Genomic DNA, 12,480 nt, shown 5'->3' on the forward strand with positions numbered 1-12,480 from the left:
ATTCCAACTCCTCCGCCACAGCACAAGTGGGAGGGGCAGATTCCATTTTCAAGTGCGACTTGCGAATGATACCAATGGGTTATCACTCGCAAGAACGCCGCAATGAATCGCACGATGAGCAATCATCCGATCATCAGCCTGAAAGCGACAGGCTGACACATTCCCGGTTCTCTCCGAAAGACCCGGCGGTTGCCCAAGCTACACCACACGGCGGGCCACGATCTTTCCGCGTCGGAGGAAAGATCTCTTAGCGGGTACCATAGCAGAGATTGCCACGCAGCATCGTCAGGCCTCGGTCGGCCCTCAACGGCCCTGATGCTGGGTCAGGTTGTGGCGCGGGCGCTTTTCACGAAGGCCGGAAGCAGCAGGATGGCTGCAACCGCCGGGATGGCCGCAGTCAGGACGATCTGCTGCGGGGGCCAGCCGGAGGCCAGAACGAGGCCGCCGACACCCGGACCGGCAATCGAGCCGAGCCGTCCCATGGCGGCCGCCCAGCCAATGCCGGTGGTGCGCAACGCGGCCGGATAGAGGGCAACGGCCAGCGCGCTCTGCGCCACACAACAGGGAATGAACCCCATGCCGATCAGGATCACCAGCGGCATGATCGCCGCCTCGGAGACGCCGACCAGTCCGAAAAGAAGCACCCCGACAAGACCAAGGGTTGCGGAAACCAGCAGGGTCGTCGCCGTGTGGACGCGGGCCGAAAGCAGGATCAGCAGCACGTCGCCGATCAGGCCGCCCATGGCGAAAGCCGCCGCAACGGCCGGTGCCTTTTCCGGGGCGAGCCCGATCTGCAACGCCAGTGTCGGCAGCCAGGAGGTCAATGCATAGGCAATCAGGAAGACGAGGAAGGCAAACAGCCAAAGCATTGCCGTGGCACCGCCCAGCCCCTTGCCAAACAGCGCGGAGACGGCGTTGCCGCCCGAGGCGTGCCGTAGGCGCGCTCCGTCATCGCGAATGGCGATGGCAATCCAAGGCAGCAGCAGAAGCGGCAGGACACCGCCGACGATGAAAATCGAGGTCCAGCCGGCATGCGCCATCAGTGGACCACCGGCAATGCCGGCGAGGACACCCCCTGCGGAAATGCCGGTCGCGATGATCATAGCGGCCGTTGCGCTCCTGCGTCCCGGCATCAGGTCGGCGGCTCTGGAAATCGCAACGGGCAAAGCGCCGCCGAGACCGAGCGCCGTAATGAAGCGCAGGGCGGTGAGACTGACAATGTCGCTTGCCAGCACCGTGGCAAGCGAGCCCAGCCCGAACAGAAGCACGCTGCCGAGCGCCAGGGAGCGCGTGCCGAAACGCAAGGCCAGCGGCCCGCAGGCCATATAGCCGATGACGGCCCCGACACTGGTGGCCAGAAACACCGGAACCATGGCTGCGGGCGCCATGCCCCAATCCCTTGCAAGGATCGGGGCAACGAAGGTGATTGAGATCGTGTCGAAGCCGTCAAGTGTCACGATCAGGAAGCAGAGGAGCATCGTGGCAAGCACGGGCTCCTTGCCGATGGCAGTCCTGTCATTGTCTCTCATGTCATTCCCCTCTCTGTTTTTATGAATGACGTCAGATGCTTGCGTAGGCTTGCACCCTCCTGTCGAAGTGCAGTCGCGTACCGTTTGCCCCATAGGGCGGCCAGGCCGGATGGTCTTCGGCTTCAGGCGAACCGGTGCGCACAAAGCGCATCAGGGCACCCTGGAAGATGCGCGACAGGTCCCCCAGTTCGGCAGGGTCCGCACCGATCACCGAAGCCGCCTGCGCGCCGGTCCAGGTCTCGATATTGCCGAACAGGAAAGGAAGGTCGAGGCAGTGGCAGGCGCCCAGGTCCGCCAGGGGCGCCTGCCAGTCGAATTGATACATGTAGGAGCGCGCACCGTGACGGGCCTGGGCATCGGCAAAGGCAGCGCTCGGTGCACTGAAGGATTCGTCGGCGCGCAGGTCTGCCAGGATGGCGCCAGGCCGGGAAGGCGCGCGGCGGGCACGCGCCGCAGCCAGTGCCTGACCGGCCCCCTCCCCGAACACGCGGACAAACTCGGCCTGCAGGTTTTCCTCGGTGAAACCGGCAAACAGCGGGTTGCCCAGTGCGAAGGAGCCATATTCCTCGCGGGTGATGCCGATGATCGTGTCACACCATGCCCCCTCCCCGTCGAGGATCGCATCGATCGGGTCACGTGCGATCACGTCACCATCAATGACCGGCATGAAGGGCGGCGCGACATCACCGGGCACCGGCGAGGCCGGCAGGTTCTGCTGCAGCAGCCGCAATGCCTCAAGGAAGCGCTCTGCCGGCAGCGTGCGCAGTTGCTCGAGATCGTTGGGAGCGAGCCCTAGCGCCTGCAGCATGGCACGGGCGACCGGAGGCGCCTCCTGCGCCCTGCGCAACTTCAGCCCCAGCGGTGCGCTCATCAGGATCGCCCGCTGGAAAAGGCCCTTGCAGACGGGGTTGGCGAGCATCGCGGCGATGCTGTAGGCGCCCGCGGACTGGCCGGCCACCGTCACGGCCTGCGGATCGCCACCGAAGGACGCAATGGCCTGCCGGACCCAGCGCAGCGCAGCGATCTGGTCGCGAATGCCGAGATTGGTCGGCGCAAAGCCCGGCTGGGACAGAAAGCCGAGCGGACCCAGCCGATAGGTGACGGTGACGACGACACAGCCGCTGTTCTTCGCCAGCAGCGCCCCATCATAACAGGGCAGCGACCCGCCGCCGGTCATGAAGGCGCCACCATGCAGGAAGACCAAAACAGGTGCAGAGGCATCCGGTGCTACGGGCGACCAGATGTCGAGATGCAGGCAATCCTCATCCATCTGCATCGGATAGACACCCATCACCGCATCGAGCCGGGACGGCAGCTGCGGGGCAACATGTCCGGTATCGAAGGCATCGCGCACGCCCTCCCAGCGCATGGGTTCGCCAGGCAGCGCATAGCGACGCTCGCCGGTGGCGGGGCTTGCATAGGGAACGCGATGGAAACTGGTGATGTCGTTCTGCCGGATCCCCCTCAGGGAGCCGAAGGGTGTTTCAAGAGTGATATGGTTTGTCGTCAGCATGGGCGTGATCCATCCATTTGGGTTATTGGATAATAGCCACGACTTTCTCGTCCGTGTGTTCTATATTCAGGATCTTATCGTCCCGAAAAAGAGACAGAAATGAATGGCCTTGATGACATGTATCTGTTTCGAAAGGTTGTGGAATGCGGCGGCATATCCGCTGCGGCGCGGCGTCTCGGCGTTGCCAAGTCAACGCTGGCACGGCGGGTGGGCGAGCTGGAGACCCGGCTTGGCCTGCCGCTCTATCATCGAGACAGCCGCCGCTTCGGGCTGACGAATTTCGGTGCCGAGTGCTATCAGCACTGCGTGCGTCTCGCCAACGAGGCGGACAAGGTTCTCGCGCTGGCCGAGCGGGCGCGGGCCTATCCGACCGGTGTGCTGCATGTGGTCTGCCCACCCGTCATCGGCACGGCCATCGTTGATGCGCTCGCCGTGGAATTCGCCGCCTCCGTACCGGATGTCCGCCTGCATCTGGAGGAGACCATGGGCATTTTCGACCCGCGCGAAACCATGGCCGATTTTGCCATCTATCCGAGCTTTACCCCGCTTGCCGATACCAGTCTCGTGGCACGCAAGATCATGACCGCACCCTATATTCTGGCGGCGCGCCCGGATGTTCTGGAAGGGCGTGCCATTCCAAAGAGCCCGGAAGAGTTGCAGGGGCTTCGCTGCATCGGGCTTGGCAGTCGGGGCACCGAATGGAAATGGCGGTTTCGCAAGGGAAGACACGTGCAGACGCATCGCTTTGCACCGGTATTCACCACGACGCTTCCGAGCGCGCTGCTGAGTGCAGCACGCCAAGGCCTCGGCATCGCCTCCCTGCCAGTCGCGCTCTGCCGTCGCCCCTTCGATGAAAAGCAGCTGATCCCGCTGCTGGAAGACTGGGCGCCAGACCCCGTCACGATCTACGCGGTCTATCCGAGCTCGAATGCGCTTTCGAACGCTGCCCGGCAGTTTCTCAATCTGCTTCTGGAACGCCTTCCGAAACTGATGTCGGCATGACAATGGCGGACACACGGAGATGGCATCATCGAAGCGCGCGCAGGGCGTTCAGGATCACCGCCACATCGATCGCCTCCTGCGTGAGGGCACCCTCCACGGGGGGAAGATAGCCGAAGCCTGCCAGCGCCATGGCGGCCAGCGACAGGCCGAGGCCTGCGACCACGCTTTGCAGCGCAATCGCCCGGCTGCGGCGGGCAATCGCCATGGCCTTCACCAGCGGTGCAAGTTCATCCACCAGCAGCACGACACCGGCAGCCTCGGATGAGGAGGCCGTGCCATGCGCGCCCATGGCCACACCGACGTCAGCGGCGGCAAGGGCGGGTGCGTCATTGACGCCATCGCCCACCATCATCACCGGGCCGTTGGGGATTTCATCGCGCACGGCGAGCACCTTGGCTTCGGGCGAGAGATCGCCAAGCACGCGGTCAAACCCCAGTTGCTCACCAACCGAGCGCACGATGTCGCCACGGTCGCCTGACGCAAGCACGAGACGCCGACAGCCCGTCTGCCGCAAGGCATCGAGCATCGGCCGAGCATCGGCGCGGATCTGGTCCTGCAGCAGGATGAGGCCCGCAAGCCTGCCCTCGATCGCCACAGCCACCGTCAGCGCGCCGGGGTCGATGCCTTCGAGAAGGTCATCCGGCGCTGCCTCTGCGGTATGCCCGGTCACAAAATCAATGCCGCCGAGGGCAACACGCCGTCCCTCCACCCGCCCCGCAAGGCCGCGGCCAGGCGTTTCCACCACATCGGCCGGTGCAGACAGGGCAAAGCCCCGTGCCTCGGCCGCCTTGACCAGCGCTGCCGCGACCACATGGCCCGATGCCTGGTCGAGACTGGCGGCCGCTCTGAGGATCTCCGCTGCCTCGAAGTCCTTGCGTGCGCGGATATCCGTGATGACCGCCTGCCCGTGCGTCACCGTTCCGGTCTTGTCGAGGATCACCGTTCTGACCCGCGACAACGCCTCCAGCACGCCACCCCCTTTGACCAGCACCCCCATGCGCGCCGTGCGCGACATGCCCGAGATCAGCGCGACGGGCACTGCAAGGATCAGCGGACAGGGCGTGGCGACGACGAGAACGGAGAGTACGCGGATGACATCCCCGGTCAGAAGCCAGGTCACCGCGGCAATCGCGAGCGTCAGCGCAAGGAATCCGATGGCATAGCGGTCGGCCATGCGCACCATCGGCGCCTTGCTGACCTGCGCCGCCTCGACCAGCCGCACGATGCCGGCATAGGTGCTTTCGGCGGCCGGGCGGATCGCCACAAGCTGGAAGGCCGCACCGGTACAGGCCGAACCGCTCAGCACCTCAGCCCCCTCCTGAAACGTCTGCGGCAGGGATTCGCCCGTCAGCGCCGAGAGGTCGAGGACGGCCACCGCGCTGCCCACGCGCCCGTCGACCGGCAGCACATCGCCCTGGCGGATCAGCAGGCGGTCGCCCGGACAGATCGCGGCGATCGCCACCTGTCGCAGCCCCTCCCCCTCGAAACGCATCGCGGTCTGCGCCACCCGGCCCATCAGCGCCGTCATCTCCCGGCGGGCGCGCCCCTGTGCAAAATCCTCCAGCACCTGTCCACCGGCATACATCATTGCCACCACGTTGGCCGCAAGCGGCTCGCCGAAGGCAAGGGCTGCCGACATCGACAGCGCCGCCACGATATCGAGGCCGACATCGCCCCGACGCAGCGAGAGGATGATCTGAACGAACAGGCCGGCAAGCACGGGCGCGGTCGCCGCAGACCAGGCCCAGCCTGCGGCAATCGCCTGCCCGTTCGAGACCAGGACGCCACCGGCCACCAGCCCCGCCGCAGCAATGCCGATCAGGATCCGCGATTGCTGGCGACGCATCAATTCCGCGACATGCAAGGACATTGGCACCTTCCTGCGCGCCCCTCGGCGGCATCCGTGAATCGGAGCGATCGCGCCTGACATTTGTCCGGAAAAGGAGGATCGCTGTCCCGACAAGACAAATGAAACCAAGGCAATCTGGCGTCTATCGGGCCCAATGCGAACCCGGCAGAGTCCAAGAATAGCCCCAATCCATCGCGTCCGTTCGAACCCATGTCAAACGCCAGATGAATGTGCAGCAGGTGCCCGATCAGGCAAAAAGGCTATTTCCACTGAGAGAGGGGATTGCCTCCCACCGACAGACAGGCTTCGGCAAGCGAAGGAGCCCCGGCACGCGGCAGGCGAGCCACCGATACCGGTCATGGCGTCCCGACGAGGGAAGATCTTCGGCGCAAAATGCTACCGAAGGAAGGCCCGCGCCCGGGCGCTCGACATCAACCAGAATGCAGGGTCAGGGTCGGCAGACCGCCGTCACGTCATGCCTGTTGCGCCCGCATCGTGGGGCAGCCCGCGGACAGGTGGCCGGCACCGGAATGCCGACCACCCGCGTCCTGGGCGACTTACTTCTTGGTCCAGCTCTTCACCAGCTCGTCATAGTTGACGGTGATCGGCTTTTCCTTCTCGTTCTTGATGGCAAGCTGCGGGGCAAGGTTACCCTTCTTCACCGCGTCGTCATGCCAGTATTGCAGGTCGTGCTCCTTCTCGAGCTTGGGGCCCAGATCGCCCTGAACCTTGGCACGCTCGATGCGGGCCATGACCTTTTCCTGCTCGGCGCAGAGCGAATCCATCGCCTGCTGCGGGGTCTTGGTGCCGGCCGCCGCATCGCCGATCGCCTGCCACCACAGCTGGGCAAGCTTCGGATAATCCGGCACGTTGGTGCCGGTCGGCGACCACTGCAGGCGGGCGGGCGAGCGGTAGAATTCCACCAGACCGCCAAGCTCCGGCGCACGCTTGGTGAAGCTCGGATGGTCGAGCGTCGACTGGCGCACGAAGCTGATCGCTGTATGGCTCTTCTTCAGGTCGACCGTCTTCGATACGACGAACTGGGCATAGAGCCAGGCGGCTTTGGAGCGGTCGAGCGGCGTCGACTTCAGGATCGTCCACGAGCCGACGTCCTGGTAGCCAAGCTTCATGCCCTCCTTCCAGTAGACGCCGTGCGGCGACGGGGCCATGCGCCACTTCGGCGAATTGTCCGCGTTGACGACGGGCAGGCCGGGCTTGACCATGTCGGCGGTGAAGACGGTGTACCAGAAGATCTGCTGGGCCACCTCACCCTGCGCCGGAATGGGGCCGGCTTCGGAGAAGGTCATGGACTGGGCCTGCGGAGGGGCGTATTTCTTCAGCCATTCCAAATATTTGGCGATGGAGTAGACGGCCGCCGGGCCATTCGTGTCACCGCCGCGGGCAACGCAGGAGCCGACAGGGCGTGACTTCTCGTCAACCTTGATGCCCCATTCGTCCACCGGCTTGCCGTTCGGGATGCCCTTGTCGCCATTGCCGGCCATGGAAAGCCAGGCATCGGTGAAGCGCCAGCCGAGCGAGGGATCCTTCTTGCCATAGTCCATGTGGCCAAAGACTTTCTTGCCGCCGATCTCGCGGCCGGTGAAGAATTCGGCGATGTCCTCATAGGCCGACCAGTTGACGGGAACACCGAGGTCATAGCCGTACTTGGCCTTGAAATCGGCCTTGTTCTTCGGGTCATTGAACCAGTCGTAACGGAACCAGTAGAGGTTGGCGAACTGCTGGTCCGGCAGCTGGTAGAGATCGCCATCCGGTGCTGTCGTAAACGACGTGCCGATGAAATCCTTCAGGTCGAGGCCGGGATTGGTGACGTCCTTGCCTTCGCCTGCCATCCATTTCGTGAGGTTGCGCACTTGCTGATAGCGCCAGTGCGTGCCGATCAGGTCGGAATCGTTGACATAGGCATCATAGACGTTCTCGCCGGACTGCATCTGCGTTTGCAGCTTCTCGATGACATCGCCTTCACCGATCAGGTCATGGGTGACCTTGATGCCGGTGATCTTTTCGAAGGCCGGCGCCAGCACCTTCGATTCGTAGTCATGCGCGGTGATGGTTTCCGAAACGACCCGCAGCGACATGCCCTGGAAGGGCTTTGCCGCGTCCACGAACCACTGCAATTCCTTTTCCTGCGCGGCGCGGTCCAGGACGGACATGTCCTTGATCTCGCTGTCCAGGAACTTCCTGGCCTCCTCCATGCCGGCGAAGGCGGATCCCGCCGCCAGAACCAGCGCAATCATGCTTGCCGATGCCATTATGTGCTTCCGCATGTTTTCCTCCCATTGCGTTGCACGACTACCCCTCCCCGGCGACGTCCCGCCGCCGGCATACCTCACTACACGAAGCGGAAAACGCCGATGGCGTAGACAACCGAGAGAGCGAGGGCCCACCACAGGCTCGGACCCACGAGACCGAGCCATGCGATATTGATGAACGCGCTGCCGAGCAGCGAAATGAACAGGCGGTCGCCGCGCGTCGTGGTCATGCGCAGGATGCCGTAGCGCGGGCTGCCGCCGGGCGAGACATATTCCCACACGCCCATGCCAACCAGCAGCACCGCTATCGAGATGAAGAAGGCCGCCGTCTCCCAGGTCCAGGCCATCCAGCTGAGATCGATCATGGTCTTGATCCTCCCCGTTTCCTAAACGCGGCCCAGGGCAAAGCCCTTGGCGATGTGATTGCGCACGAACCAGATGACGAGCGCGCCTGGAATGATGGTCAGCACGCCGGCCGCCGCCAGCACGCCGTAATCGAAGCCGGTGGCAGACGAGGTGCGCGTCATCGCGGCGGCAATCGGCTTGGCATCTGTCGTTGTCAGCGTCCGGGCGATCAGCAGTTCCACCCAGGAGAACATGAAGCAGAAGAAGGCGGTGACCCCGACCCCGGAGGCGATCAGCGGCATGAAGATCCGGCCGAAAAAGCGCGGGAAGGAATAGCCGTCGATATAGGCGGTCTCGTCGATTTCCTTCGGCACGCCCGACATGAAGCCTTCGAGGATCCACACCGCCAGGGGCACGTTGAACAGGCAGTGGGCGATGGCGACCGCGATATGCGTATCGATCAGCGCGAAGGCCGAATAGAGCTGGAAGAAGGGCAGGATGAACACGGCCGGCGGCGCCATGCGGTTGGTCAGCAGCCAGAAGAACAGGTGCTTGTCGCCAAGGAAGCGGTAGCGCGAGAAGGCATAGGCCGCCGGCAGCGCCACCACGATGCAGATCACCGTGTTCATGACCACATAGGTCATGGAATTGAAGTAGGTCTCGTACCAGGAGGGATCGGTGAAGATCACCATGTAGTTGCGCAGCGTCGGCTGTTCCGGCCAGAGGCTGAGCCCGCTCAGGATCTCGTTGGTCGTCTTGAACGACAGGTTGACCAGCCAGTAGATCGGGATGATCAGGAACAGCACATAAGCCGTCGGAATGAGCCAGCGGAACGACCGGCGGGCGCGGCGGCTGTGAATGCTGTGTGCCTTCGCCATTGCATCGACCGGAAAGGGAGCCATCGTCTGGGTGTCATGCGTCATGCGGAACTCCTCAGGCGCGATCTTCATCGGGCTGCGTGGTGACGGTGTAGAACACCCAGGACACCAGCAGGACGATCAGGAAGTAGATGATGGACATGGCCGAGGCCGGGCCGAGGTCGAACTGGCCGACGGCCATCTTGACGAGGTCGATGGACAGGAAGGTCGTGACGCTGCCCGGACCGCCGCCGGTGACGACGAAGGGTTCGGTATAGATCATGAAGGAGTCCATGAAGCGCAACAGGATGGCAATCTGCAGCACGCGATTGAGCTTGGGCAGCTGGATGAAGCGGAAGACGCTCCAGCGCGAGGCGCCGTCGATCTTGGCGGCCTGATAATAGGCATCCGGGATCGACATCAGGCCCGCATAGCAGAGCAGCACGACAAGGCTCGTCCAGTGCCAGACATCCATCAGCACGATGGTGAACCAGGCATCCAGCGTGTCGCGGCCGTAATTGTAGTCGAAGCCCAGCCAGGTCACGACAGAGCCGAACAGGCCGACATCGGTGCGGGCAAACAGCTGCCAGATGGTGCCGACCACGTTCCACGGAATAAGCAGCGGCAACGACATCAGCACGAGGCAGACGGGAACGCCGATGCCGCGCTTGGGCATGTTGAGCGCAATCACGATACCGAGCGGGATCTCGATGGCCAGCACGATGGCCGAAAACAGCAGGTTGCGCGCCATGGATTCCCAGAAGCGGTCCGAAGCGAGCACCTGCTGGAACCATTCCGTTCCGGCCCAGAAGAACTCGTTGTTGCCGAAGGTATCCTGGACCGAATAGTTGACGACCGTCATCAGGGGGATGACGGCAGAGAAGGCCACCAGCAGAAGCACCGGCAGCACGAAGAACCACGCCTTGTTGTTCCAGGTCTTGTCCATCGTCAGGCTCCGAGTTCGACGCGCCACGAATTGGCATAGAGGTTGATGCCACCGGGCAAGAACTGCACATGCGGCGTGGCCGGCAGCGGTTCGCTTTCGTCGGCAAGTGCCGCGATTTCCCGGCCCTCCAGGAGCGCGCGCACGATGCGGTGGCGGCCGACATCCTCGACCTTGCGGATCTGTACGGGAATGCCGGTCTCGCTGATCCGGGTATATTCGGGCCGCACACCGAGATCCGTGCGGCCGGCCGGCAGGCTGCGGGCAGCCCCCGGCAGCGTGACGGCGTGCGGACCGATATGCGCGATCTCGCCACTGACCTCCACCGGCATGAGATTCATGCCGGGCGAGCCGATGAAATAGCCGACGAAGGTGTGCATGGGCCGTTCGAACAGTTCGGCCGGCGTGCCGATCTGCACCACCTGCCCCTCATACATCACCACCACCTCGTCGGCGAAGGTCAGCGCCTCGGTCTGGTCGTGGGTGACGTAGATCATGGTATAGCCGAAGCGGCGGTGCAGCTTCTTCAGCTGCGAGCGCAGCTCCCATTTCATGTGCGGATCGATGACTGTCAGCGGCTCGTCGAACAGGATGGCGTTGACATCCGCCCGCACCAGCCCGCGCCCCAGCGAGATCTTCTGCTTCTGGTCGGCGGTGAGACGGCGCGCCTTGCGGTGCGCGCGTTCCGAGAGCCCGATCATGTCCAGCGTCTCGCGCACCTTCACGTCGATCTCGGCCGGATCGACACCGCGGTTGCGCAGCGGAAAGGCCAGGTTCTCATAAACGCTCATGGTGTCGTAGACGACCGGGAACTGGAACACCTGGGCGATGTTGCGGTCCTGCGTCGACAGGTGCGTCACGTCGCGCCCGCCGAACATCAGTCGCCCGTGCGAGGGCTCGAGGAGGCCGGAGATGATGTTGAGCAGCGTGGTCTTGCCACAGCCGGAGGGGCCGAGCAGCGCATAGGCGCCGCCGTCCCGAAAGGCATGGTTGATCTCGCGGAGGGCGAAATCCTCGGGCTTTTGCGGATTGGGGCGATAGGCGTGGCGAAGTCGGTCGAAGCTTATTTCTGCCATGTCCCGTCTCCTTTACGCAGCCTTGGCGGTCCGGTGTTCCACGGCATGGCCGTCTGCACCGAAGATCAGCAGGTTCCTCAGGTCGAAGCCGAGCCGGATCACCTGCTCGGGATCGTATTCCAGCACGCCGGCGGCAAGGATGACCCAGCGGGCATCGGCAAAGGCCACGTGGATGAAGCTTTCCGAGCCGGTAATCTCGGTCACGTCGACCCTGGCATCCAGCGCCACCAGGGCCGCCCCCTCTGGTTCGACGACGAGGTGATGCGGCTGCAGCGCGATCGTGTAGGCGCCGTCCGGCAGATGGGCGAGCGTGTCAGGTACCGGCACCGAAAGCAGCCCGCCATGGGCGAAGAGATCACCGGTCTTGTGCACGCTCAGCGTATTCAGGGGCGGATCGGCAAAGGTTCTGGCGCTTGTCAGATTGACCGGGTGGCGGAAGACCTCGATCGTGCGGCCGAACTGCGCGATCCGCCCTTCATGCATCACCGCCGTGTTGCCGCCCAGAAGCAGGGCCTCCTGCGGCTCGGTGGTGGCATAGACGAAGATCGCCCCGGTCTCGGCAAAGATCTTCGGCAGTTCCTCGCGCAGTTCCTCGCGCAGCTTGTAATCAAGATTGGCGAGCGGCTCGTCGAGCAGCACCAGCCTTGCCTGCTTGACCATGGCCCGGGCAAGCGCCGTTCGCTGCTGCTGGCCGCCGGACAGGCTGAGAGGGGTACGGTCGAGATAGGGCGTCAGCCGCATCAGCTCGGCGGCCCGCTTCACGTCCCGATCGATCGTTGCCCTGTCGACACCCTTCACCCGCAGCGGTGAGGCGATGTTCTCATAGACCGTCAGAGACGGGTAGTTGATGAATTGCTGATAGACCATCGCCACGTTGCGCCGCTGAACCGGCACGCCCGTGACATCCTGGCCATCCACGTGGATCGTTCCGGCCGTCGGCACATCCAGTCCCGCCATCAGGCGCATCAGCGATGTCTTTCCTGCCAGCGTCGGCCCGAGCAGGACGTTCAGCGATCCGCTTTCGAGCGTCAGCGAAACATCGGTGATGTGTCTGGACACACCCACGGACTTGGAAACATTCCGCAGTTCAAGCATG

10 protein-coding genes are annotated in these 12,480 nt (G+C 63.8%); 1 reads left to right on the top strand and 9 read right to left on the bottom strand.

Features of this window, described 5'->3' with window-relative positions; translation table 11 throughout:
• Nucleotides 1-323: 323 nt before the first annotated feature.
• Nucleotides 324-1,529: an MFS transporter gene (locus FNA46_RS01805; RefSeq protein WP_142880635.1), complete on the bottom strand. Its 1,206-nt coding sequence runs from the start codon at nucleotides 1,527-1,529 to the stop codon at nucleotides 324-326.
• 31 nt (nucleotides 1,530-1,560) lie between these two features.
• A complete protein-coding gene (locus FNA46_RS01810) occupies nucleotides 1,561-3,042 on the bottom strand; it encodes a carboxylesterase/lipase family protein (RefSeq protein ID WP_142880636.1) in 1,482 nt (493 codons plus the stop codon).
• Nucleotides 3,043-3,141: 99 nt separating this feature from the next.
• On the opposite strand from FNA46_RS01810, the gene FNA46_RS01815 reads away from it, so the two are divergent.
• Nucleotides 3,142-4,044 (top strand): LysR substrate-binding domain-containing protein, encoded by a 903-nt coding sequence (locus FNA46_RS01815; RefSeq protein WP_142880637.1) that lies wholly within the window; start codon nucleotides 3,142-3,144, stop codon nucleotides 4,042-4,044.
• A 25-nt stretch (nucleotides 4,045-4,069) separates the two neighbouring features.
• Here FNA46_RS01815 and FNA46_RS01820 read toward each other — a convergent pair whose 3' ends face one another.
• The 7 genes from FNA46_RS01820 to FNA46_RS01850 all read right to left on the bottom strand — a co-directional run bounded on the left by FNA46_RS01820 (nucleotide 4,070) and on the right by FNA46_RS01850 (nucleotide 12,479).
• Nucleotides 4,070-5,914, bottom strand: a complete 1,845-nt coding sequence (locus tag FNA46_RS01820) for a heavy metal translocating P-type ATPase (protein WP_246102781.1) — start codon at nucleotides 5,912-5,914, stop codon at nucleotides 4,070-4,072.
• Nucleotides 5,915-6,450: 536 nt separating this feature from the next.
• Nucleotides 6,451-8,163, bottom strand: coding sequence for an ABC transporter substrate-binding protein (locus tag FNA46_RS01825; RefSeq protein ID WP_425468655.1), 1,713 nt, complete (start codon nucleotides 8,161-8,163; stop codon nucleotides 6,451-6,453).
• An 80-nt stretch (nucleotides 8,164-8,243) separates the two neighbouring features.
• Nucleotides 8,244-8,528: a DUF2160 domain-containing protein gene (locus FNA46_RS01830; protein WP_142880639.1), complete on the bottom strand. Its 285-nt coding sequence runs from the start codon at nucleotides 8,526-8,528 to the stop codon at nucleotides 8,244-8,246.
• 21 nt (nucleotides 8,529-8,549) lie between these two features.
• Complete coding sequence (locus FNA46_RS01835) at nucleotides 8,550-9,386, bottom strand: carbohydrate ABC transporter permease (protein ID WP_142880681.1); 837 nt, start codon at nucleotides 9,384-9,386, stop codon at nucleotides 8,550-8,552.
• A gap of 55 nt (nucleotides 9,387-9,441) precedes the next feature.
• Nucleotides 9,442-10,311 (bottom strand): carbohydrate ABC transporter permease, encoded by an 870-nt coding sequence (locus FNA46_RS01840; protein ID WP_142880640.1) that lies wholly within the window; start codon nucleotides 10,309-10,311, stop codon nucleotides 9,442-9,444.
• A 2-nt stretch (nucleotides 10,312-10,313) separates the two neighbouring features.
• Nucleotides 10,314-11,384, bottom strand: coding sequence for an ABC transporter ATP-binding protein (locus FNA46_RS01845; protein WP_142880641.1), 1,071 nt, complete (start codon nucleotides 11,382-11,384; stop codon nucleotides 10,314-10,316).
• A gap of 12 nt (nucleotides 11,385-11,396) precedes the next feature.
• On the bottom strand, nucleotides 11,397-12,479 hold the full coding sequence (locus tag FNA46_RS01850; RefSeq protein ID WP_142880642.1) for an ABC transporter ATP-binding protein: 1,083 nt from the start codon (nucleotides 12,477-12,479) through the stop codon (nucleotides 11,397-11,399).
• Between the last annotated feature and the right edge of the window lies 1 nt (nucleotide 12,480).

The organism is Affinirhizobium straminoryzae, from assembly GCF_007004135.1.
GTDB lineage: Bacteria > Pseudomonadota > Alphaproteobacteria > Rhizobiales > Rhizobiaceae > Neorhizobium > Neorhizobium straminoryzae.